This is a genomic window from Pedobacter sp. G11 (genome assembly GCF_003860265.1).
GTDB lineage: Bacteria > Bacteroidota > Bacteroidia > Sphingobacteriales > Sphingobacteriaceae > Pedobacter > Pedobacter agri.
Genome location: NZ_CP034190.1, coordinates 2,799,878 through 2,823,960 on the forward strand (window position 1 = coordinate 2,799,878; position 24,083 = coordinate 2,823,960).

Below are 24,083 nucleotides of genomic sequence, written 5' to 3' on the forward strand. Positions count from 1 at the left end.
TAGTTATCTTAAATTCTCATTTAAATCTTTCATTATGAAACCATTAAAGCTTTTATTTTTATTAATAATTTTTGCAGGAGTTGTGAACGCTCAAGGGGTAGAATTCTCTCCCGAAAAACCGGCTGCCGGCAGTAAAGTCACATTTACTTACCAGCCAAAAGGAACCAACTTGCAAAACCTAACCGACATTAAGTGTTCAAGTTATACTTTTTTTTCTTCGGCCAATCCAAAGGCTGCAAAAATAGAATTGGTAAAGGATGGAGAAATATACAAAGGGGAGATCACTACCTCTGACAGTACTACATTGGTTGGACTTGCTTTCTCTTCCGGCGATCAGAAAGATGAAGCACCAGAAGGCTATATCATTCGATACACAAAAGCAGGGAAAATTTCTCCTGAGACCTTCATTAACGAAGCATTTCTTTATGGATTGGCCGGTAATTACTATTTGGGATTAACGCTCGATCCTGAAAAATCAGCATCTCTTTATAAACAAGCATTTGCATTGAAACCTGAATTGAAAAAGAAAAATCTTTCTTCTTATTTGTCGATGGAATACAAAGTTGATAAAGAGGAGGGTACAAAACTGATTAATGAGACGATTAAAAATTTGGCAAACATTAAGGATCCTAAGGAAGAAGATTTGGTTGCTACAACTTCACTTTATACCCTGTTAAAGCAAAAGCCGCAGGCAGATTCAGTTAAAGCCATTACCTTAAAAAAATTTCCAGCTGGTAACTATGCTTACGGCCAGGATATGAACAGCCTTTACGCCACGAAAGATTTTAGTCTGCAAGAGCAAAAAGCAAATGAATTGATTGCGAAATATAAATTTGACCTGACCAAGAAAGCGGATCAAAATAAAATGAATTCAATATATAATATTCTTGCCTCTGCTGCAAGTAAGGCTAAAAACTATGAAAAGTTTGAGCTTTATGCCAATAAAATTGACAGCAAACTTTCAAGAGCAGGGCTTTATAATTCATTTGCATGGCCATCAGCAGAGAAGAAAGAGAACATCGAACTTGCTACGAAACTTTCAAAAGAATCACTGGCATTGGTTGAACAAGCAAAAAACGATGAAAAACCAGCTTTTTATAATACAAAAGAAGATTATTTGAAAACTTTGGACAGAACCTGGGGCATGTACGCTGATACTTACGCCTTGTTGCAATACCATCAAGGCAATTTTAAAGAAGCCTTGGCGCTACAGGAAAAGGCTATTGAGTTATCAGGCCCATCTCCTGATGGATCTGGTCGTTTAGTGACTTACCTGATAAAAAACGGACAAGATGAGAAGGCTTATACGGAAGCAGAAAAATTGTTTAAAGAAGGCAAAGCAAGCGATTCATTAAAACGCGAATTTAAAATGCTTTACACGAAATTAAAAAAACCAGGCACCTACGAAACGTATGCTTCGAATTTAGAAAAAGAGGCTTTAGAAAAAGCTAAAGCTGAATGGACAAAAAAGATGATTAACATTCCTGCGCCTGCATTTTCTCTCGTTAACTTAAAAGGAGAGAAGGTTAGCCTGTCGGATTTTAAAGGTAAAGTGGTTATTTTAGATTACTGGGCAACCTGGTGCGGGCCTTGTGTAGCTTCTTTCCCAGGTATGCAGAAGGCGCTTGCTAAATATTCAACTAACCCAAATGTGGTGTTTCTGTTTGTTAACACATGGCAAAACGAAGAAAATAGAGAAAAAGTTGTGACTGATTTTGTTGCAGAGAAAAAACTGAATTTTAATGTTTTGTATGATACTAAAAACGCTAAAGATCCATCAAAATTTGACATTGTAAGTGCTTACAAAGTAGACGGCATTCCTACCAAATTTATCATTGATGGAAATGGAAATATTAGATTTAAAGCCATTGGTTTTTCTGGTTCGGATGACGGTGTAGTAAAAGAAATTGATTCAATGGTTGGTTTGTTATTACCGAAAGAAACCAGTAAATAATAAAAAATGGGTTCAGTGTATTCCATACTGAACCCATTTTCTAATAATCTATCCTCATAGCCGAATCACCCCATAATTTAAACGCTTCCATTGCTTCATCCCGCATCATTTGTACTACAGGTAAGGAACGTTTTTCCATAGGCTTATCCAGCTCATCATAAATAAATTTATCGCTAAACCCGATATTTTCAGCATCAACCTTGGTGTTGGCATAATAAATGGTTTCAATTCTCGACCAGTAAATTGCGCCCAAACACATTGGGCAGGGCTCACAGCTGGTATAAACTACGCAGCCACTTAAATCAAAAGTATTTAACTCCTGGCAGGCCAATCTAATTGCCGAAACCTCTGCATGGGCGGTAGGGTCATTGGTTGAGGTTACTTTATTTGCAGAGCCTGCAATAAATTTCCCGTCTTTTACAATAACAGCTCCAAAAGGTCCGCCGATGCTCTCAGTAACGTTCTGTACAGATAGCGAAATGGCCATTTTCATAAACTCTTCGTGTTGTTTGTTATTTTCCATCTTAAAATTTAGCACAAAAAAAATGCCCCGATTAACGAGGCATTCTTATTTAAGTTATTTTCTTATTTCTTGGTGTATTCTGCATTTAATCCTTTGATCACTTCTGATGTTACATCTAATGTTTCATCAGCAAATAAGATTGCGCTATTACCTTTAGAATACGTCAGCACCATTTTGTAACCTTTCTCTTTAGCATAGCCTTTCAAATAGTCGGCTACTTTATCGTAAAGTTTTTCGTTTTCAGTAGCTTGCTCATTTTGTAAAGCCGCACCAGCATTTTGTTGGTAAGCCTGTAACTCTTGTTGCTTACGTCCTAAACGTTCCTCGGTCGATTTACGTTGATCGGCCGATAAAGTTTGCGCAGATTGCTGATATTGAGCTAATTCTCTTTGGAAAGCCTGACCTTTAGCCTGCATATCTGCCTGAGCATTTTTGGTTTTGCCTTCAAATTTCACTTTCAAATCTTTGAAATACTCATATTTCGTTAATAACGAATCTGAATTAACATATACAATTTTCTCGCTAGGCGCTACTGTTGCAGTGGTGCTATCTGTTTTTTTAGTTTCAGTTGTTTTAGCTTCTTTGTTTTGACATGCAGAAAATGCTGTAATCAATGCAGCTGTAGCAAATAAACCAAAGGTTTTAAAGGTTCTTCTTTCCATTATTGTTTAATAAATTTTAGCAAAGATAAAAATGATAATTAAGTATGCAATAATACTTTTGATGCATAAACTTTTCAATAATAATCGTTTACCGTTTCCTTAACGGAGTTTAGCTGCATATTATTATTTGGAAAGCAAATGCAGTAATTTATTTCAACTGTAAATCCCGCTAATCGCTTTACTACACAAACAGCTGGAAAAAAGCTGTCTGCTCCGTGTTCGCTTTTATCGGGTTTAAATGGCTCAGCTGGTGCTCCTATTTGCAGTCGCAATGATGCAAATACATCAAAAATTCTTGCGAAATGAAAAAACAATTATTTTTCAACTGAGGAAACGTTCCGATCGGCCGTTTTATAAATGCAGGGGTTCGTCGAACATGCAGTTGTTGTTCATCTCCAGATTAAAAGCTTTGCTGCTTCTCATCTGGAGGCTTCATTTAATAGCCCAGATATTTAATCTGGGCTTTCTATAGGAATCTTTGATCAGTTGATGTCACCCATTTTAGCAATCTTATTGCTACCGCAATCCTATTGAAATCAATCCCGATTTCTTGGGATTTATGGAAAGCAGGAGTAAGCCATAATTTAAAGGCAGCTTTTGCTTTTCAAACCTCCTTTAATGAGCCGAAAGGCAGCTATTCTCTAATCTATCAACAGGTCAAAACTTATCCACATATTAGTGTATATGCCAAAATTTCCGTATTTTTGATACTTATAGTTTTTAATTAATATATGAGCGAAGAACAAGATTTAAAGTCAAATTATTCGGCAGATAATATACAGGTTTTAGAAGGTTTAGAAGCGGTGCGTAAGCGCCCTTCGATGTATATAGGTGATACCGGTGTGAAAGGTTTACACCATTTGGTTTACGAGGTTGTAGATAACTCAATTGATGAGGCCTTAGCTGGTCATGCAGATACGATTGATGTTCGGATTTTAGAAGGAAACTCAATAAGAGTAGAAGATAACGGTCGTGGTATTCCAACCGGTATTAATAAAAAAGAAAATAAATCGGCGCTTGAAATCGTAATGACGGTTTTACACGCAGGTGGTAAATTTGATAAAGATACCTATAAGGTTTCTGGTGGTTTACATGGTGTGGGGGTAAGTTGCGTAAATGCATTATCCACGCATTTAAAAGCGGAAGTTCACCGTGAAGGTAAAATCTGGATGCAGGAATACAACATTGGTAAACCATTATACGATGTTAAGGAAACTGGTGTTACTGATAAACGTGGTACCATTGTAACTTTCAGTCCTGACGCTACTATTTTTACGCAAACAACTGAATATAAGTACGATACGTTAGCAAGTCGTTTGCGTGAATTAGCATTCCTGAATAAAGGCATCACCTTAACATTAACTGATGAACGTGAAGTGTTGGAAGATGGATCATTTCTATCTGAAGTATTTCATTCAGAAGGTGGCTTAAGAGAATTTGTGAAGTTTTTAGATGGTACGAGAGCATCTTTCCTTCCTGATCCTGTGTATATTGAAGGAATCAAAAACGGTATTCCGGTTGAACTGGCTTTCCAATACAACGATAGTTATTCTGAAAATGTTCACTCATACGTAAACAACATTAATACCCACGAAGGTGGAACACACATTGCTGGTTTCCGTAGGGGTTTAACACGTACTTTAAAAGCTTATGCTGATAAGTCTGGTTTGTTGAAAAACCTGAAAATGGAAATCACTGGTGATGACTTTAGAGAGGGTTTAACGGCAGTAGTTTCAGTAAAAGTTCAGGAGCCTCAATTTGAAGGGCAAACCAAAACTAAACTGGGTAACAGTGAAGTAATGGGCGCCGTTGACGTTGCAGTAGGTGAGGCTTTGGGGATTTACCTGGAAGAAAATCCGAAAGAGGCCAAGATGATTATCAATAAGGTAATTTTGGCAGCTACGGCCCGTGCTGCGGCTCGTAAAGCCCGCGAAATGGTTCAGCGTAAGAGTGTGATGGGCGGTTCTGGTTTGCCAGGCAAACTTGCCGATTGCTCTGACAGTGATCCTGAAAAATGTGAAATTTATTTAGTAGAGGGTGACTCGGCGGGTGGTACCGCTAAACAAGGTCGTGATAGAAATATTCAGGCTATTTTACCTTTGAAAGGTAAAATTTTGAATGTTGAAAAAGCGATGGAGCACAAAATTTACGAAAATGATGAGATTAAAAACATGTTTACAGCTATTGGTGTGAGCATTGGTACACCAGAAGATGATAAGGCATTAAACTTAACTAAACTGCGTTATCACAAAATCGTAATCATGACGGATGCTGATATCGACGGTTCGCACATCACAACCTTGATTTTAACATTCTTCTACCGTTATATGAGGGCGCTGATTGAAGCTGGATATGTTTATATTGCTTCGCCACCACTTTATCAGGTTAAAAAAGGAAAAGAGTTCGAATATTGCTGGAACGATGTACAACGCGATGCGGCTGTACAACGTTTAAAAGGAGCCGGTAAAGAAGATAGCGTACACATTCAACGTTATAAAGGTTTGGGTGAGATGAACGCAGAGCAACTTTGGGATACAACATTAAATCCTGCTACCCGTACTTTATTGCAGGCAACTATCGAAAGTGCAGCAGAATGCGACCATACTTTCTCAATGTTAATGGGTGATGAGGTTGCTCCACGCCGCGAATTTATTGAGCGTAATGCTAAATATGCTAAAATTGATGCCTAATTGAGCTAAAGCTTAGGATAAGGCTATTTTTACAAACCTCTTCAAGCTATTAGTTTGAAGAGGTTTTTTGTTTACAAAGCTAATTCGTTTTCTTAAGAAGATATTTATAAGAGGTTCCTGCTGGAGTATTTGAACGGAGCTGTTTGATCAATACCAAATTATCACCATCGGTTTGAATTTGATACTCACCGCTTAAAATTAAACTCCAATCAAAATCTGCTGTCCAGAAATTTTGATCTTCAAAATAGCCGATATCTCCATTAACATTATAAATTCCTGAACCACCACCGGGTCTGGCTGGATCAGGACTTATTTTGTACTTTCCTTTCTCAAATAATATCGCAATAGGGTAGGTGACTGGTATTTGATAAGTGCTGGACGTTACTTGTAATATGCCCGAGTAGTTTCCCTCGGAAATTTGTAATAAACTGTTATTTTTCTTGCAGCTGCTTGAAAAAAGCAACAATAGCGTCAATATTGGTAGGTAATTTTTCATTTTGATTAGTTTAACATTAAAACGAAAATTAGGTCTCAATCGCTACACGCTAACCGAGATCCAATCAGTTCCTTGTGTTGCTGTTAAAAATTCAGTTCTTGGTTCTAAGTTTAAATAAGGGTAAGTCACCTTCGAAAGATAAAGGCCGGTAGGATGTGCCGGATCAAGCGTTTTTGGGGTTTCCAAATTAATAAGAAGGTTTTCAAATTCATCCAGCGACAATTCGCCTTGCCCAATTTTGATCAGTTTCCCCATTAAAATTCGGATCATCTTACTTAAAAAACGATTGCTCGCAATATGAAAACGTATCCTGTCGGCTTTTGCATTTACAAACAGATCGGCTTCCATCACATTACAGATTGTATGCTCGTATTTGTTTGGCTGTGTACAAAAAGCCCGATAGTCTTTATATTTTGGTAAAAGATCGACAGCTTTTTTCATGTTATTCAGATTGAATTCGGTTTCCAAATAAAACGAACTTTGATTGGCCAGAAACGGATCTTTGTAGGTATGGAGAAAATAATCATACTTGCGTTGAACTGCATCGAAGCGGGCATGAGGCAAGCCATCCATTTGAATGATGTCGAAAATGGCGATGTTCTGCGGTAAAGTTTTATTTAACCGGTAGAGTAAATCGAAATCAAATTTTGTTTCAATATCTGCATGAAAAAAAAACTGACTGGCATGTACGTGAGCGTCTGTCCTTCCACAGCCGACAATCGGGATATTGGTTTTTAAGATTTTGAAGAGTGCTTTTTCGATAACTTCCTGCACACTTATTGCCCCTGGCTGCTTTTGCCATCCATTATAGTGTTGCCCCTGATAGGCGATGTGGAAGAAATATCTCATGGTTTTAGCTGCAATTTTACGTAAATTTTAGCAGAGCAAATATTTAATCCTAATTTTGTTGACACTTGAAAATAGAATAATGATTTGTCCTTGCGGAACCGGATTGCCTTATGAGCATTGTTGTCAACCATACCATTTAAGAGCGAGTATTGCACCAACAGCTGAAGCCTTGATGCGATCGAGATATTCGGCATTTGTAATGGCAGATGGCGAATATCTTTTTGAAACAACTCATGCAAGCAAACGCAAAGGGAATACTAAAGATGCTTATTTGAAGAGTGCAAAAAATACCAGGTGGCTTAAGCTTGAAATTATTTGTGCGTTTTTTGATCAGGTAGAATTCAAGGCCTATTATCTAAACAAAAAATTACAGGCAGAGGTGTTGCACGAGAAATCTAATTTCAAACTCGAAGACGGTAAATGGTATTATATTGACGGAGTTTTCTATTAAAAATCGATATCCAAAGTAATTTCTATTTTACCTGAACTGGTTTGATAAACATCTAGCGCAACCAAATCCAAAACAAAAATATCAAAAGACTCTTCGCCTACTTTCGATAAGGCTAAAAATTTCTCCCTGATTTCAATAAGCAACAGCTTTCTTGAAAATCCTATCGAAGAGTATAAACTAAATGAGGTTGGTGTTGTTAAAAGATGATCAATTGAAACGGTAATTTCATGTTCCGGAATCACAATTTCATCAGCATCTAACAAATTTAATATATCCTCATTGGCCTTGCCAATATTTACCCATGGAATAATTCCGCCATCAAAAGAATGCGTGGCGGTAACATTGAAAGTAATAATGTTTTTTAAGTTTTTCGGAAGCTGATTTTCGTTTTCGGTAATAGCCATGTTTATAATTTTTTCGCCTCGTTCCAATAAATATCCATTTCACTTAAGGTCATATCTGCTAGAGCTTTCCCGTTTTCCTGAGCTTTGCTTTCCAAGTACTGAAAACGTTTGATGAACTTTCTATTTGTTTTTTCCAGGGCATTTTCAGGATTAATATTGATGAACCTAGCATAGTTAATTAAAGAGAAAAGTACATCGCCAAACTCCGCCTCTGCCTTTTCTACATCAATAGCACTGTTATCTGCAACATTAAATTCTGCCTTAAACTCTTGTAATTCTTCCTCAACCTTTTCCCAAACCTGATTCTTATCTTCCCAATCAAAACCAACACCGCGGGCTTTTTCCTGAATGCGTGATGCTTTTACCAATGCTGGTAATGAAGCCGGAACTCCTGCCAGAACAGATTTATTGCCCTCTTTTAACTTAATTTGCTCCCAATTACGTTTTACATCTTCCTCATTTTGCACCTCAACATCTCCATAAATATGAGGGTGACGATTAACTAGTTTATCACAAACGCCATTTAAAACATCAACAATGTTAAAATCATCTGTTTCTGATGCAATTCGTGAATAAAATACCAGATGCATCATCACGTCGCCTAGTTCCTTTTTTATTTCATCTAAATCACCATCTAAAATCGCATCGCTTAACTCATAGGTTTCCTCAATGGTAAGATGTCGCAAAGTTTCCATCGTTTGCTTTTTATCCCATGGGCATTGTGTACGCAAAGTATCTAAAACAGTCAGCAGGCGGTTAAAGGCATCAGCAGGATTATTGGCAGTTGCAGGAATTGGGTTATTAGGCATATTGTAGTATTTATCGAACGCTAAAGTACCAAACCCAAGCCATTAAGAAAAGCTGAAAAGGGATTCTGAACCATAAATATTTTAAACCCGGGCCGGCTTTATATAAATTTTCGTAGTTGATTTTATGTTTTGCGGCATAAATGTTTGCGGGAAGAATGATTAAAAGGAACATAATTAGTGCAATGCCGGTGTAGTAACGTGTATCTTCTAAAGCTAAACCCAAAGCAAAAAGAAGCTCAATAACACCTGTCAGAATTACAATTTCTACTTTTTTGGGTATAAATAGTGGAATCATGGCCGCCATTGAAGTTTTGAACTTAAAGTGGCCAATGGCTGTAAAGATCAACATCACGCTCATGGCAATGTTACCGGCAAATACATTACCTTTATCAAAGGTGCTATGGCTGCCGAAAGCTAACAATGCCACATAAACAATGAGTAAAACGAATAGGGGCTTCATAATTGTGATTCAAAATACTTAGGCGCCTGATTGTAAAATTACGATATCAGGTTGAAAGCAATTAAAATTGTCGCTACGAAAAGAATTATCAATCCCGATAAAAACACAAAATCAGCAATTTTCTCCAGCTTCTGGCTTTTATTTCTTTCTCTTCGCATGGAGATGAAAGATAAGATACAACTTGTCATAAAACACATCACTGCCGCAACAGCAAATTCATCAATCAGAGAATCATCTACCAGGTTTAGCTTTTTTAAAGATGTAAGCACGATGAAACATATCCCAAGCAAATTGGCAGATGTACTTAAAATATGAGGCGACCTATTTTCAGGCATCAATTAATCTTTTTCCTCTAATTTAATCTTTTTTGTGATGCGGTAAACGCGTTTCTTTTTCTCCGGTTTATGTTCTTCACCCATTAAAATGCCCCATGGCTTTAGTGTATCCACACGATCAAAAATAATTTTTAGCATCGCCAGGTAAGGAATGCATAAAAACATACCCGAAATGCCCCAAATCATTTCGCCAACTACAATGCCAATAAAAGCAAACAAAGCATTTATTTTGACTTTTGAACCTACTACCAGCGGCATCAGGATATTTCCATCTATCGCATGCACACCAATAAAAGCAATCAAAACCAGCAGCACTTTGCCGGCACCAGCAGTAGCAAAAGTGATTAAGCAACTTACCAATAAGGCAAAAAATATTCCCAGATATGGAACCACATTGAAAATGCCAGCAACTAAGCCTAACAAAACAGCATATTTAACACCTAATAAACTTAAAACGGCGATCATTAGAACCGTTACAATTAGCATTTGTAAAAATAAACCGATGATGTATTTTTTAATGATATATTGAATCTGACTAACAATCTCGGTTACTTTTTCTTTGTGCTCTTCTTTAAAAACCGAAGTTAAAAAGGTAAAAAGCACCCTTCTGTAGTTTAAAATGAAAAAGGTGAATAACAGTGTGAATCCTAAAAATAACAAAGTTGAAGACAATGTTGCCAATGTAGTGGCTACAATGGCTGCACTCGTAGCTAATGCTTTTTCAGTGCTATCGTTTAGATAAGCAAGTTGTTTTTCGGAATTTACGTGGAATGTTTTCGATATCCATTGCTGCAATTCATGGTAAGAAACATTTGCCTTTTCCTTCAATAGCGGCCAATCTGCCCATAAATCACTCAATTGATTTCCAAAGAAATAGATAATGCCGCTAATTACTGCAATCATTAATATTACAGCTAAAATAGTAGATAAACTGCGTTTAAATCTAAATCGCTGCTCTAGAAAGTTACCAACTGGGAGCAATAAAATTGCCATCAAAAATGAAAACAGGAGTGGTGCCAGTAGTGTCTGACCTAAAATTGCGATGTAAGTTAGGCTAATTAAACAAAAAAGTACAAGTGCTAACTTGGGTAGGAAGGTCAGTTTTTCTCTCATGGTATTTTAATCCTGTTTAATACAAAATGCCCGATTAATTGTTTTATTAATCGGGCATTTAAATATAATGGATTATTTCTAATAGATACTAGCTTTATCTAAAAGTGAAATATCTTCAGCGGTTAATTTTAAATTGGCAGCCTCGGTAAATGATTTTAGCTGTGTTAGATCCGTTACGCTGGCAATGGGGGCCGTAATGGATGGATGATAAATTAACCAAGCTAATGCTACTGAAGCTTGCTCTACCTGGTGTTTAGCCGCCACTTCATCCAAAACACCTAAAATCTTAAAACCTCGTTCTGTTAAAAATTTCTTCACGCCACCACCTCGCTGACTTTTCTTTAAATCATCATCGCTGCGGTACTTTCCGGTTAAAAAGCCACTGGCTAAAGAATAGTAGGTGATTACACCTAAACCATGTTCCAGGCAAATCTTTTCGTGATCTCGTTCAAATTCTTCACGGTCAAACAAATTATAGCCTGGTTGATAAACCTCGTAACGCGGTAAGTTATGATTTGCTGAGGCCAATAAAGATTCTTTCAATCTATCTGCTGAAAAGTTTGAAGCACCAATCCATCTGATTTTGCCATCTTTAATCAGCGTTTCATAAGCACTTAAAGTTTCTTCAACAGGAGTAGTTTCATCATCAAAATGTGAAAAATATAAATCGATATAATCGGTTTGTAAACGTGATAACGAATGTTCAACAGCATTAATGATATAGTCTTTTCGTAATGACTTACCACTTCCCATATCTGAACCAACTTTGGTTGCAATAACTACTTCCTGGCGCTTATTGTTCTTTTTTAGCCAGTTACCAATAATTGTTTCCGATTCGCCACCTTTATTTCCTGGCACCCAACGCGAATAAACATCGGCCGTGTCTATAAAGTTGAAGCCGCTTTCAATAAAATGGTCTAATATTTCAAATGATTTTTGTTCATCAATTGTCCAGCCGAAAACGTTTCCTCCAAATACAATGGGCGCTATATTTAAATCTGTTTTACCTAAAATTCGTTTTTCCATGATATGCAATTTATTGATGACTTAACAATTCGAAACGAAGCCTGGTTTTCTTTGAGTAGTCTGTTTTTTGTCAGAAATAATTTAAAAAAGCTTGGAAAGCAACTTACCGTTCCATTTTTGCGTCAGTCCCGTTTTCCGCTATACCTTTTAACTATCTTTCGCTGAAGCCCAGGATCATAGTTAAAAGGGTGCCGCTACATCCGGGTTTAAATACACAGGCTTGTGCGATGATGTAAGTTTTTCGGCTTTGGCGTACAGTAAAAATCCTTGGTGTTAAACCAGTGCTTTCACAGCTCTTAACATTTCTCTTTTTCCAGGTGCCCCGGGTAACTTTTCAATGGTAAAGCCATTTGCTTTCACAGCACGTTTAAGTTTTCCGGTAATGGCATAGGTAACAAAAGTGCCGCCCGGCTTTAAGAAACTGCAGGCATGGGCTATCATTTCGTCGCTCCACATTTCGGGTTGATGCTGCACCGAAAAAGCATCATAATAAATCACATCGAACTTTCTATCAGCCTTAAATTCTGCTAATGTAGTATGTGGAATTTCTAAAATGCATAACGGTGATATGTTTTGCGCTTTTATTAAAGCCTGGTCATAGTTTGCTGTAAAGTCATTCCAGATTGCAGGAGCAACATATTCTGCGTAACCGGTTTGGTTAATTACATCCAGCGTTAAAGGAAACGCTTCAATGCTGTTATAATCCAGTTTGATCTTATTTTGAGTGCAATATTCGAAACTTAATATAAAATTTAAGCCTGTTCCAAAACCAACCTCCAAAATCGAAATGTCTGATTTTCCTGCCGAAGCAAATTTTAAACCTGCATCAATAAAAACATGTTTACTTTCTTGCAGAGCGCCGTGTTTGCTATGATAATGTTCGCCAATGGTTTCGTTATAAAGTGTATTTGAACCGTCGGCAGTTGGGGTAATAATATTCATTTGCAAAGATTTTGATCAGGACTTAGATAATGATGATATTTTAAAATTCTTGTGAAGAATTACTACTTTCGTTTTAGCATTACAGTTGGTGCAAACATAGTAAAATTCGTGCTTGTTTACCCTAAACCCTAAACCCTAAACCCTAAACCCTAAACCCTAAATGGATATCGAATCTTTCAGAGAATATTGTTTAAGTCTGCCGGGCACAACAGAAGGCATGAAGTGGGATCATTTGTGTTTTATGATAGAGGAAAAAATATTTGTTATTGCAGATATTGATACTGGAAGCAGCTTTTCTATCAAGTGTAATCCGGATGATTTCGACGCATTGACCGCCAGGGATGGAATTGCCCAGGCATATCACTTAGCCAAGCGGCAATGGATTCAGGTTGAAAATCTTGATGTTTTAAATGATAAAGAGCTAAAAGCTAGAGTAGCAGATTCGAGAGCATTAGTTTTAGCGAAGCTACCAAAGAAAACCCAGGCTAAATACGCCTAATTTTCTTTCAGTTGCACAGCGCTAAATCCGTTCACTTACTGTTTTGAATCATCTTTTTTTATCCCGGCATCGGCATTAAGCTCTTTGGATTTTAAAATATTGAAACGGTACATTTCCTCTATACCGACAAGCTTCCTGCTGCTTTTTTCTATATCAGTATCTTTTTGCCATAAATACGGACGGAAACTGTAAGTTTTAGTTCCATCGAGGTTAGCAATAAATTGATCCCAGGTACTCCAACGCAAACCTTTGTAAAACTTATTTAAATCGCTGTCAAAACAAAAAACTAAAAATTCTCCATAACCTGCACCAAGCGGTTGCCATGTTAAAGTGTTAGGTTCGAGATAATAAACATTTTTTACGTCTGGTCCTAAGCCCCCGTAATTAATTGCGAAAAAGCCACCAATGGCGTCGTCTGCAATTAACAAATAAGGAATTTTATCGCCATATTCTTTTATTGTTTTCTCCTTGTTCCAGCTTGCTATATCCCTGCTCAGCCGCTCACTGCCCGATCCTAAAATCCTGATCCAGCCATTATCAACCATAATTCCGCCAGTATTGTAAATTACTGAGCCTAAAGTTGCGTAGGTAGATACCTGGGCATTGTATAAAGTTTCTTTTGCTTTCGCTGAATCAACAGGCAGAACTTCTACTTTATTTTTAGCAGACTCAATCCATTTTTTAACCAAGGGCCAGGCCGGATCGGTCTTATTAATCAGCGCATCTAAACTTATTAAGTTATTCTGAGCGAAGCCTGAGAATGAGATGAAAGATAAGGCTATGATAAAGAATGATTTGACAATAGATTTCATGCGAAGGGAACTTAAATTTCTCAAAGATAGAATGATAATTAATAAATTCAGAATTGACGGCTATTAATTAACGCAAAAACGTCCCGAATAATCGGGACGTTTGCATTATAGGTTTGATATTCCTCTCTGGGATGAAAAACTTTTGAGGTGTTAAAGGATTTACGATGAACCCTTTTCACCCTTAACCTTTAAACCCAAAGCCTTGAAACTACCACATTCTAATTCTGTCTTCTGGTTTCTTGTATAATTTATCACCAGGTTTCACATCAAATGCATTGTACCACGCATCCATATTTACTGGTGCACCAATGGTACGGTATGGTCCAGGAGAGTGTGGGTCGGTTTTAATTAACTGAGCAGCACTTTCTGGTAAAATATTACCTCTCCAAACTTGTGCCCATGCTAAGAAGAAACGTTGATCTGGGGTAAAACCGTCAATTTTCTCGTTGCTCTGACCTTGTTTAGTCATCTTGAAGGCAGTGTATGCAGCATTTAAACCACCTAAATCGCCAATGTTTTCGCCCATTGTTAATTTACCAATAACATGAATGGTGTCTAAAACAGTATAAGCATCAAATTGCTCACCTAAAGCTTTGGTTTTCTCCTCAAACTTTTTGCGGTCTTCAGCAGTCCACCAGTTTTTCAGGTTTCCTTTTGCATCATACTGGCTTCCGCTATCATCAAAACCATGGCTCATTTCATGGCCGATTACTGCACCAATGCCGCCATAATTCAAAGCATCATCCGCATTTGGATCGAAGAATGGAAATTGTAAAATTCCGGCAGGGAAAGTAATTGAATTCATTGTTGGGCTATAAGAGGCATTTACCGTTGGCGGCGTCATACCGAAACGGGTGCGGTCAACTGGTTTACCCAATCTGCTCACGTTCTCATTGTAACCCCAAACACTCGCATTACGTAGGTTTTGAAAATAAGTAGCTCTGTTAATATTCAAGCCAGTATAAGTTTCCCACTTTGTGGTATAACCTACTTTTGGCTCGAAAGCTGCAAGTTTTTCAAGCGCTTTTTTCTTGGTTTCATCGCTCATCCACTCTAAACCTTTAATTCTGATTTCGAAAGCCTTACGTAGGTTTACAATCATGGCATCCATACGTGCTTTCGCTTCAGGTTTGAAATATTTAGCCACATAAAGCTGACCTAATAATTCGCCAATCGTGCCATCAGTTAATGATGACATGCGTTGCCAGCGTGGGGTTTGAACTTTTTGACCGGTTTGTGCCTGTGTAAATGCGAAACTTGCTTTAACGAATGGCGAGCTTAAACTACCTGCAGAACTTTTTAATACATTCCATGCTAAGTAAGTTTTCCAATCAGCAACAGAAACTGATTTTAACATACCATCAAGGCTAGTCATAAATTTCGGTGATGAAACTAATAAAGTGTCCTGACCTTTAATTTTAAACTTGGTTAAATAAGTTGACCAGTTTATTCCTGGCGTTTTACTGTTCAGTTCTGTAACTGTTAATTTATTATAAGTTGCATAAGGATCACGCATTTCCAAGCGGCTCATTTGCGCTTCAGCAAACTGTTTTTCAATTTTGAAAACCGTTGCAGCCTTTTGTTTTGCTTCTTCAGGCGTACTTCCTGTTAGCGAAAATAAAGTGGTAATGTAAGTATCGTAAGCTTCACGGATTTTTACGCTTCGGGCATCGTCTTTTAAATAATAATCACGATCTGGCAAAGTAGTGCCACCCTGGCCAATGTTAACCATGTATTTATTAACGTTTTTACGATCCTGGCCCACACCAAGGCCGAACATTGGGCTGCCAATGCCACTCACACGCATGTAAGCAACCTGATCTAAAACGCCCTGAACATCTTTAATTTGTTTAATTTTTTCTAAATCGGCTTTGATGGGCGTGTAGCCTAATTTTTCTATGGCAACGGTATCCATTGCTGCAGCAAAGAAATCGCCAACACGGCGTTTTACCGATCCGGCAGGTGCAGATTTATCAGCTGCAGCTTCTTCTACCAGCGATTTAACCGCATTAATATTAAAATCACGTAGTTCATTGAATGAGCCCCAGCGTGTCTCTTTTGCCGGAACAGGATTGTTTTTTACCCATGTACCACTTGCATAGGTGTAGAAATCATCGCCAGGCTTAACGGATAAATCCATGTTTGCAGGGTCGATAAATTTTTTGGTAGTTTGTGCATTTGCAGAAAAGCCAGCAGCGACTATACCCAGTGCCGCAAAGTATCTTTTCAAGTTTTGGTATTTCATTCGCTTAATTAAGTTAGTTATAACAGCGAAATTTATGAAATACTAATTAATACTGAAACAATATATTAAGAATATTACTTGTTAAACCAGTAGTAAATTTTTGCTAAACCTAGGCGTCTAATGAATTCAGCAGGCGAGAAATGGAATTTTAAGGATTTCATGGTTTTTGAATCTTATTACAGTATTAACATTTTTTAACATCTTTTATTGTGTGCTTGTAAAAATTTTGATTATTAAGAATGATTCAGAATAAAGCGTTAATTTTGGGAGAAGGCTGATATCTTTATAAGCCTTGAAAACGAACGTTTGTTGTTTCATCGCATTTTTAGTCCCGCTTTTTGCTACAACAAAAGCAGAAAAAGCTTTTGGTTTTCGCGGCAATCGGGTTTATTAAACTTAAAACAATGCACCTATTTTGCGATCTAATCCGAGAAAGTGGTTCCAATGTTAAATCACGGTAAAATGATAGCAAAAAAAATAAACCGAGAAGTACCAAAAAACTGCTTTTCAAAACGCAAATAAATGAGTCATTCACACGATAACGAAGATAGCTGTTGTAGCAGCAAGGCACACCAACACGAACACCGCCACGAAGACGGCGATGAGCATGACCATGATCATGGTGGAGATCCATCAGCATTTAAAACTTATTTACCTGCAATAATTACTTTAGCAATGCTGCTTATTGGCATTGCCTTCGATAATATTTTTAAAGTTGAGGCTTTTAAAATCATTAGGCCATATTGGTATATTGTGGCTTATCTGCCTGTAGGAGTTCCAGTTTTAAAAGAAGTTTGGGAAACATTTAAAGCGAAAGACTTTTTTACAGAGTTTTCGTTGATGTCTATTGCTACCATCGGAGCTTTTGCAATAGGCGAATATCCGGAGGGCGTAACGGTAATGCTTTTCTATACCATAGGCGAATTGTTTCAAATGGCTGCTGTAAACCGGGCGAAGAGAAATATATCTGCCCTGCTCGATGTTCGGGCTGATGTGGCCCATGTTTTAAGAAACGAAAAATACGAAAGTGTTAACCCCGAAAAAGTAGCGATTGGCGAAACCATTCAAATAAAAGCAGGTGAAAAAATTCCGCTGGATGGGGAAATGTTATCAGAAAAAAGCAGTTTTAATACCTCAGCCTTAACGGGAGAAAGCAAACCCAAAACCATTAATAAAGGCGAAAGTGTTTTGGCCGGTATGCTGAATTTGGATAAAGTGATCGAAATAAAGGTGACGAAAGCTTTTGCCGATAGTGCGCTGTCCCGCATCCTGGAAATGGTTCAAAATGCCACTACCAGGAAAGCCAAAACTGAATTATTTATACGGAAATTTGCGAAGGTTTACACACCAATTGTTTTTTTTCTGGCACTTGCTTTAGTTACCATACCTTTTTTGTTTTTGGGAAGCAACTATCATTTCCAAACCTGGCTATACCGCTCGCTGGTTTTTTTGGTTATTTCCTGCCCCTGCGCTTTGGTGATTTCTATTCCGTTAGGGTATTTTGGTGGAATAGGGGCAGCATCTGCGCAAGGAATTTTATTTAAAGGCTCTAACTTTTTAGATCTGATTACTAAACTGAATACCGTTGTAATGGATAAAACCGGAACACTTACCAAAGGTGTTTTCAAGCTTCAAAAAGTAGAAAGTAAGATCATTGAAGAGGAATTTTTGAGTCTGTTGGCCGCTGTCGAAGCGAAATCTACGCATCCGATTGCAAAAGCAATTGTAGAATATACCGGAAACAATAAAATTCATCCTGCTGAAAATATTGAAGAGATAGCAGGAATGGGGTTGAAAGGAAATGTAAATGGTAAAGTTGTGCTTGCTGGTAATGCGAAACTTCTGGAGAAATTTAACATCAGTTTTGATCCTGAAGTTGCAGCAATTGAAGAAAGTATTGTTATGGTTGCAGTTGATGGACAATACGCAGGTTACATTTTAATTGCCGATGAAATAAAAGAAGATGCTGCGGAAGCGATTAAACAATTGCATGCCAATGGCGTAAAACAGGTGGTGATGCTGAGTGGTGATAAAACATCCATTGTTAAAAAAGTTGCCGGCATTTTAGGCATAGATACTTACTTTGGTGATTTATTGCCGGAAGATAAAGTTGCAAAGTTAGAAGAGATTAAGCAGGATAAAACCAGGGTAGTTGCTTTTGTTGGTGACGGCATTAATGATACACCAGTGTTGGCCATTAGCGATATAGGCATGGCAATGGGTGCGATGGGTAGCGATGCTGCAATTGAAACCGCAGATGTAGTGATTCAAACAGATCAACCCTCAAAAATTGCTACTGCTATTAAAATCGGCAAGGCTACAAAAAATGTTGTGATTCAAAATATTGTGCTGGCTTTCGCGGTAAAAGCATTGGTGTTAATTTTGGGTGCCGGAGGTTTGGCCACTATGTGGGAAGCTGTTTTTGCAGATGTTGGTGTGGCATTGTTGGCTATTTTAAATGCCGTTAGAATTCAAAAAATGAAATTCTAAATCTACAGATTAGTAATTTGTTTATAGCGGATCCGATCCCATATCTTGCCCTAAAGAATGAACCCCATCGAGAACTCAATGATATTAATGCCTCTTAACTTAAAGTTATGTTTGTCTGAATTGGCTTATAATGATCAGGTAGAGCTTAATCTAAGGGAAAATTCTTCAAATGAATCCTGAAACTTCGCGTATGCATCAGGATATTTTGATCAAAGCAGGTAACTTTTTGCAAAGCCAGCTGTGTAAAAACATCTTAGCCAGTTTTTTTTTTAGCGGTTACATATCATATTTTCCGAACGATTAGTTGCTGCATGGCAGTGAAAAATTCCAAAAATGGCTCTGGCATGAAAACTTTAAATGTCAAAGCATTGGTCTATTTCCGACAAGCGTGCTATCACAAAACAATTAATCTAAATCCATGTTATCTTAACTTAAAATTTAGATTAATGCAAAATCAGACGATTATTCAATATTTCCATTGGTATTATAACGAAGAACAAAATTTATGGACTAAAGTAGCACAAGAGGCTGCGCATCTTAACGAAATTGGAGTAACAGGAGTGTGGTTACCGCCCGCTTATAAAGCAAGCACAGGTGGATATTCTGTTGGTTACGATGTTTACGATTTATTTGATTTAGGCGAATTTGACCAAAAGGGAAGTGTAAACACACGCTATGGTACAAAGCAAGAATATATCGACGCGATTAAAGCTTTGCAAGATCAAGGAATCTCAGCCTTAGCTGATATTGTTTTTAATCATAAAGCAGGTGGCGATGAGCTGGAAAAAGTCCCAGTTAGAACAGTAAATCCTGATAACAGGAATGAATTTACGAGTGATGTATTTGAAATTGAAGCCTGGACTAAATTTACCTTTCCAAACAGGGCAGGTAAATATTCAACCTTTATCTGGGATCATCAATGTTTCAGCGGTGTTGACTGGGCTGAAGATTTGAAGGAAACTGCCATTTATTCTATCCAAAATCATGTGGGAGAAGGTTTTGAAGAGGTCCCCTCAACTGAACTTGGCAATTACGATTACTTAATGTTTAGCGATATCGATTACAGAAACCGTGCTGTAGTGGAGGAACTGAAATATTGGGGAGAATGGTTGGTAGAAACCACCAATATTGATGGATTCAGGTTAGATGCGGTTAAACACATCAATCCTGATTTTATCAAAGAGTGGATTGACCACCTGGAAGAAAAATATCAACGCAAGTTTTTTATTGTTGCCGAAGACTGGAATGTAGAAAATACCGAATCGCAGGAAGAGTACCTTAGACTGATGGAGGGAAAAACTCAAATTTTCGATTCTTTACTTCACCATAACTTCTTCCTGGCCAGTAAAGATGGGAATGGGTTTGATATGCGTACCATTTTCGATAATACCCTGATTTCTATTTCTCCCGAATTGGCAGTTACTTTTGTTGATAATCATGATTCGCAGCCGCTACAGGCTTTAGAAAGTTATGTCGAATTTTGGTTCAGGCCGATAGCATATTCCATTATCTTATTAAGAGAACAAGGAATTCCATGTCTGTTTTTTCCCGATTTATATGGCGGGATTTATGATGATAAAAATCCAGAAGGAGAAGATACACACGTTGATTTAGCGATTTTACCAGGGCTGGAAATTATGAGTAAAGTGAGGGCTAACCTTTCTTATGGTGAACAACGCGACTATTTCGATCATTCAAACTGTGTGGGTTGGACCAGGGGAGGAGATGAGGAACATGAAAATAGCGGAATTGCTGTATTGTTAAGTACAGGCGATGAAGGATTTAAAAAGATGGAAGTGGGACAAAATTTAGCTGGAAAAACTTTTATAGATGCTTTAGGTCATAGAGAACAAGAAGTTGTCATCGATGAAAGTGGCTGGGCAGAATTTCATTGTGATGCAGGAAGTGTTTCGGTTTGGATTTTAAAAAACGATTAATTTTTAATCGTTACAATAAATTTCGTTTAGCCTTCGGGTTACAAATTCCGGCTAACTGTTTAATAAAACGAAGGTCGAGATTACAAATCTCGACCTTCGAATATTACAAGAAATTATCTTCCTGTCTGTAAGCCTGAATAACCGCTAATTCTCCAGCTTTATCTGGTTTTGAATTTCCGTGTTCCATGCCCATTACACCTTTGTAGCCTTTGTTGTGTAAATGCTTAAATATATTTTTATAATTAATTTCGCCAGTTGTTGGTTCTTTTCTGCCAGGGTTATCTCCAATTTGCACGTAGGCAATTTCGTCCCAACAGCGATCAATGGTTTTAATTAAATCGCCTTCGGTGCGTTGCATATGGTAGATATCGTAAAGAATTTTGCAGGAAGGACTTTTTACCGCTTTGCAAACTGCATAAGTCTCATTGGTTTTCTGGAGAAATAATTCTGGAGTATCGCTTAACGTTTCTAAAACCATTATTAAACCGTGAGGTTCGAAAATTTCAGCCCCTGCACGCATTGCATCAATCACATTTGCAAACTGATTTCCGTAGGGTAAATTCCTCTCATAAAACCCAGGTACAACCGTTAACCATTTGGCATTACAACGTTTAGCAGCTTCAACTGACTTTTTACAGGTTTCTACAAACTTATCTTTAAACTCCTTTTTTCCGGTCGTTAATGATGTTTTCCAGTTGTCTCCTCCATCAACCACAAAAACACCCATCCGCATACCAAGCTTAGCTAATAAATTTCCAATTTTTTCCTGCTCATCAATTGGCCTGGCCAAATATCCATTATCTTCAATAGAGCGAAAACCTTTATCATACATAAACTGGATCTGATCGAGAAAATTTTTTCCGGCATGGTTTGCAAACATTCCCTGGTGTGGGGCGTAATCCATGTTAAAAGGCTTGTCAGCTATTTTTACGCCAGCTTTTTCAGCTGCAAAAGAATCTGTGATGCCAATGCCTGAGGCTATTGCAGATGCTGTGAGCAGACTATTTTTTATAAATTCACTCCTTTTCATTTGTTGCTTTATTAGGTGTACGGGTCGCTAATTTTTTATTAATTTCTTAAATCCGCTTGATAAAGTATCTGCAACAGAACCGTCTTTTTTATGGTAAACAAAATATGCTTCCAAATCTTTTCGTTCCGCTACAAAACTTAACGCTTCCGTTAAGTGCATACCCATCAAAGCGTTGTCATACCCATCGGCAGTGATGGCATTTTTGGCATAAACAGTTACACTGATCATTTCATTTTCAATAGGATAACCTGTTTTGGTATCAATCAAATGAGAGAATTTTTTGTTTCCGTTTTGATGGTACTTTCTGTAGTTACCTGATGTGGTAATTGCTCCGGCGTTAAGTGTCGCAATGTGTCTGATTACCGGAAATCCATTTTGGTCAGGGCCTTCAATGCCGATTTTCATTGGCGTTCCATCTGGTTTCGGACCTAATATCCTAATCTCTCCGCCTAACTCCGCCACATAACTTTTAATACCTTTTTTGGTCAGGTAATCTGCTATTAAATCTACGCTGTACCCCTGCGCAATTCCATTTAAGTCGATTTGGACACAAGGTTTCGTTTTGGTTAGTTTGCCTTTATTCAGCTTCAGGTTTTTCATTCCAATGCATGTCAATATCGATTTTATCTTTTGATCACTAGGAACTATCTTACTCTCCGTTGGGCCGAAGCCCCAGGCTTGAACTAAAGGAGCAACCGTGATATCGAAAATGCCCTTTGTGTCTTTGTTGATTTCAAAGCTTCTCTTTAAAACATCATTTAGAAACAAATCCGTTTCTATTTCATGTTCTGCAGAATTGAACTGGGTAATGAGTGAGTTTTTTTTGTATAAAGACATCGACTGATCAATTTTACCAAGTAAACTATCAATACTAGTTCTGGTAATCACACTATCTGTTGCGTAGTACATGATGGTATAATCGGTTCCCTGCGCAAATCCATGGATTTTATATTGCTTTTGATCGTTTATCAGAAACAAATAGTAAAAGAATGGCAGACAAAGAAACCAGGTTTTAACCATCATGTTAACTTACAAAACTTTAGTTTTCCCAGGCATCGCAATCGGATAAAGTCCATTCGCATCTGGCATCAATTTCGGATTGGCATCCCAGGCGAAGCGCTCCGGCATTAAACTATTATTGGCGGCCAACGCTTCATCCCATTTGATGGTTTGTCCGGAATAGGTGGCATAGCGACCAATAATTCCGGTCAGGGTGCTGTGTGCGCCATATTCTGCATTGTCAAATTTATATTCGCCCTTTGAAATGGCATCGAAAAGTTCATCGTGCTCAGTTTGATAAGGGTTGGCGTTTCCCTTGGTGTTGTGATTATAGATTACATTGCCTTTCCAATCCCAAAGTTTGGCCTGGTTGCCAGCAGATAAATAAATTTTACCTTTTGTACCCTGGAAAGTTTCATCAACACGGTTCGGAACACCTTCAAAATGTTTACACTGACTGTAGATTACTGACCCATCGGCGTAGGTTAATTCTACGGCATGGTTATCATAAATTTCACCGTAATCTTTCCCGGTTCTCCAGGCTCTGCTTCCTGTTCCCTGAACGGAAATCGGGTGGGTTCCTTTAATCCAGTTGGCAATATCGATGTTATGAACATGTTGTTCTACAATATGATCGCCACACAACCAGTTGAAATAATACCAGTTACGCATTTGGTATTCCATTTCGGTTTGGTTGGCAACTCGTGGCCGTACCCAAACCCCGCCACTGTTCCAGTAAACCTGGCCCGATACGATATCGCCAATGGCGCCTTCCTGAACCCGCTTCATCGCTTCCCGATAATTGGCCTGATAACGTCGCTGCAAACCCACAACCACATTAAGTTTTTTACTTTTTGCAATTTCTGCTGCAGCCAAAACTTTTCTAATTCCCGGCGCATCAACGGCAACGGGTTTTTCCATAAATACGTGTTTACCCTGTTTAATGGCTTCTTCAAAGTGGATGGGTCTGAAACCTGGAGGGGTTACCAGCAGTACAACATCAGCGAGTGGGATAGCTTTTAGGTAAGCATCAAAACCTACAAACTGGCGCTCTTTCGGAACATCCATTTTTGCTGCGAACTTTGTATTAAGCGATTGGAAGCTGCTATCCAGACGATCTTGAAAAGCATCTGCCATGGCTACCAGTTTGATATTGAATTTTGTACTTAATGCCTGAAAAGCTGCGCCGGTTCCTCTATCTCCGCAACCAATTAAGGCAATTTTTATGGTGTCATTGCCTGATGCATAAGCGCCTGCGAGTGGGATGCTGCTTAACATCGCTCCTCCAGCCAATAGGGCAGAGGCTTTCAAAAAATTTCGTCTTTCCTGTGTGTTTGGTTCTTTTTTCATTTCTGAA

At 38.0% G+C, this 24,083-nt stretch carries 22 protein-coding genes; 6 read left to right on the forward strand and 16 right to left on the reverse strand.

All coding sequences use genetic code 11. From position 1 onward, the window contains the following. The first annotated feature begins 34 nt into the window (after positions 1–34). Entirely contained in the window at positions 35–1,954 is a 1,920-nt protein-coding gene (locus EA772_RS12155; RefSeq protein WP_124913481.1) for a redoxin domain-containing protein, read from the forward strand. Positions 1,955–1,994: 40 nt separating this feature from the next. Here EA772_RS12155 and EA772_RS12160 read toward each other — a convergent pair whose 3' ends face one another. Both EA772_RS12160 and EA772_RS12165 read right to left on the reverse strand, forming a co-directional pair. Then, the gene (locus EA772_RS12160; protein ID WP_124913482.1) at positions 1,995–2,477 is read right to left on the reverse strand and encodes a nucleoside deaminase; all 483 of its coding nucleotides are present in this window, start codon (positions 2,475–2,477) and stop codon (positions 1,995–1,997) included. A 62-nt stretch (positions 2,478–2,539) separates the two neighbouring features. Then, positions 2,540–3,139: an OmpH family outer membrane protein gene (locus EA772_RS12165; protein ID WP_124913483.1), complete on the reverse strand. Its 600-nt coding sequence runs from the start codon at positions 3,137–3,139 to the stop codon at positions 2,540–2,542. A 731-nt stretch (positions 3,140–3,870) separates the two neighbouring features. Here EA772_RS12165 and gyrB point away from each other — a divergent pair. Next, complete coding sequence (gene gyrB / locus EA772_RS12170; protein ID WP_124913484.1) at positions 3,871–5,829, forward strand: DNA topoisomerase (ATP-hydrolyzing) subunit B; 1,959 nt, start codon at positions 3,871–3,873, stop codon at positions 5,827–5,829. 79 nt (positions 5,830–5,908) lie between these two features. Here gyrB and EA772_RS12175 read toward each other — a convergent pair whose 3' ends face one another. Both EA772_RS12175 and truA read right to left on the reverse strand, forming a co-directional pair. Further along, a complete protein-coding gene (locus EA772_RS12175; protein ID WP_124913485.1) occupies positions 5,909–6,325 on the reverse strand; it encodes a hypothetical protein in 417 nt (138 codons plus the stop codon). A gap of 42 nt (positions 6,326–6,367) precedes the next feature. After that, positions 6,368–7,174 (reverse strand): tRNA pseudouridine(38-40) synthase TruA, encoded by an 807-nt coding sequence (gene truA / locus EA772_RS12180; RefSeq protein WP_039843013.1) that lies wholly within the window; start codon positions 7,172–7,174, stop codon positions 6,368–6,370. Between the two features lie 79 nt (positions 7,175–7,253). On the opposite strand from truA, the gene EA772_RS12185 reads away from it, so the two are divergent. Further along, the gene (locus tag EA772_RS12185) at positions 7,254–7,625 is read left to right on the forward strand and encodes a YchJ family protein (protein WP_124913486.1); all 372 of its coding nucleotides are present in this window, start codon (positions 7,254–7,256) and stop codon (positions 7,623–7,625) included. On the opposite strand, the gene EA772_RS12190 is transcribed toward EA772_RS12185, so the two are convergent. The 7 genes from EA772_RS12190 to mnmD all read right to left on the reverse strand — a co-directional run bounded on the left by EA772_RS12190 (position 7,622) and on the right by mnmD (position 12,714). Next, positions 7,622–8,029, reverse strand: coding sequence for a hypothetical protein (locus tag EA772_RS12190; protein WP_124913487.1), 408 nt, complete (start codon positions 8,027–8,029; stop codon positions 7,622–7,624). The genes EA772_RS12185 and EA772_RS12190 overlap by 4 nt on opposite strands. Positions 8,030–8,031: 2 nt before the next feature. After that, entirely contained in the window at positions 8,032–8,838 is an 807-nt protein-coding gene (mazG, locus tag EA772_RS12195; RefSeq protein WP_124913488.1) for a nucleoside triphosphate pyrophosphohydrolase, read from the reverse strand. 10 nt (positions 8,839–8,848) lie between these two features. After that, positions 8,849–9,298 (reverse strand): hypothetical protein, encoded by a 450-nt coding sequence (locus tag EA772_RS12200; RefSeq protein WP_124913489.1) that lies wholly within the window; start codon positions 9,296–9,298, stop codon positions 8,849–8,851. A gap of 38 nt (positions 9,299–9,336) precedes the next feature. Next, complete coding sequence (locus EA772_RS12205) at positions 9,337–9,633, reverse strand: hypothetical protein (protein WP_010602874.1); 297 nt, start codon at positions 9,631–9,633, stop codon at positions 9,337–9,339. A gap of 3 nt (positions 9,634–9,636) precedes the next feature. Further along, entirely contained in the window at positions 9,637–10,746 is a 1,110-nt protein-coding gene (locus EA772_RS12210; protein WP_116169869.1) for an AI-2E family transporter, read from the reverse strand. Between the two features lie 78 nt (positions 10,747–10,824). After that, positions 10,825–11,772: an aldo/keto reductase gene (locus tag EA772_RS12215; protein WP_124913490.1), complete on the reverse strand. Its 948-nt coding sequence runs from the start codon at positions 11,770–11,772 to the stop codon at positions 10,825–10,827. Between the two features lie 273 nt (positions 11,773–12,045). After that, positions 12,046–12,714 (reverse strand): tRNA (5-methylaminomethyl-2-thiouridine)(34)-methyltransferase MnmD, encoded by a 669-nt coding sequence (mnmD, locus tag EA772_RS12220; RefSeq protein WP_124913491.1) that lies wholly within the window; start codon positions 12,712–12,714, stop codon positions 12,046–12,048. A 160-nt stretch (positions 12,715–12,874) separates the two neighbouring features. Between mnmD and EA772_RS12225 the strand changes: the two genes are divergently transcribed. Beyond that, complete coding sequence (locus tag EA772_RS12225) at positions 12,875–13,213, forward strand: MmcQ/YjbR family DNA-binding protein (RefSeq protein ID WP_010602504.1); 339 nt, start codon at positions 12,875–12,877, stop codon at positions 13,211–13,213. Between the two features lie 35 nt (positions 13,214–13,248). Here EA772_RS12225 and EA772_RS12230 read toward each other — a convergent pair whose 3' ends face one another. Together EA772_RS12230 and EA772_RS12235 are read right to left on the reverse strand one after the other, a co-directional pair. Further along, the gene (locus tag EA772_RS12230) at positions 13,249–14,025 is read right to left on the reverse strand and encodes a DUF2625 family protein (protein WP_010602503.1); all 777 of its coding nucleotides are present in this window, start codon (positions 14,023–14,025) and stop codon (positions 13,249–13,251) included. Between the two features lie 208 nt (positions 14,026–14,233). Continuing rightward, entirely contained in the window at positions 14,234–16,270 is a 2,037-nt protein-coding gene (locus tag EA772_RS12235; RefSeq protein WP_010602502.1) for a M13 family metallopeptidase, read from the reverse strand. A gap of 522 nt (positions 16,271–16,792) precedes the next feature. Here EA772_RS12235 and EA772_RS12240 point away from each other — a divergent pair. Further along, positions 16,793–18,760 carry a heavy metal translocating P-type ATPase gene (locus tag EA772_RS12240; protein WP_168187534.1) on the forward strand — a complete coding sequence of 656 codons (1,968 nt, stop codon included), beginning with the start codon at positions 16,793–16,795 and terminating at the stop codon, positions 18,758–18,760. A gap of 446 nt (positions 18,761–19,206) precedes the next feature. After that, complete coding sequence (locus EA772_RS12245) at positions 19,207–20,697, forward strand: alpha-amylase (protein WP_168187535.1); 1,491 nt, start codon at positions 19,207–19,209, stop codon at positions 20,695–20,697. Positions 20,698–20,800: 103 nt separating this feature from the next. Here the strand turns inward: EA772_RS12245 and EA772_RS12250 are convergent, their stop codons facing one another. Genes EA772_RS12250 through EA772_RS12260 form a run of 3 tightly spaced genes read right to left on the reverse strand, consistent with a single transcriptional unit; the run spans position 20,801 to position 24,076 of the window. Next, positions 20,801–21,727, reverse strand: a complete 927-nt coding sequence (locus tag EA772_RS12250) for a hydroxypyruvate isomerase family protein (RefSeq protein ID WP_124913493.1) — start codon at positions 21,725–21,727, stop codon at positions 20,801–20,803. A gap of 27 nt (positions 21,728–21,754) precedes the next feature. Next, positions 21,755–22,750 (reverse strand): FAD:protein FMN transferase, encoded by a 996-nt coding sequence (locus EA772_RS12255; protein ID WP_124913494.1) that lies wholly within the window; start codon positions 22,748–22,750, stop codon positions 21,755–21,757. Positions 22,751–22,756: 6 nt separating this feature from the next. Beyond that, a complete protein-coding gene (locus EA772_RS12260) occupies positions 22,757–24,076 on the reverse strand; it encodes a Gfo/Idh/MocA family oxidoreductase (RefSeq protein WP_124913495.1) in 1,320 nt (439 codons plus the stop codon). Positions 24,077–24,083: the final 7 nt, after the last annotated feature.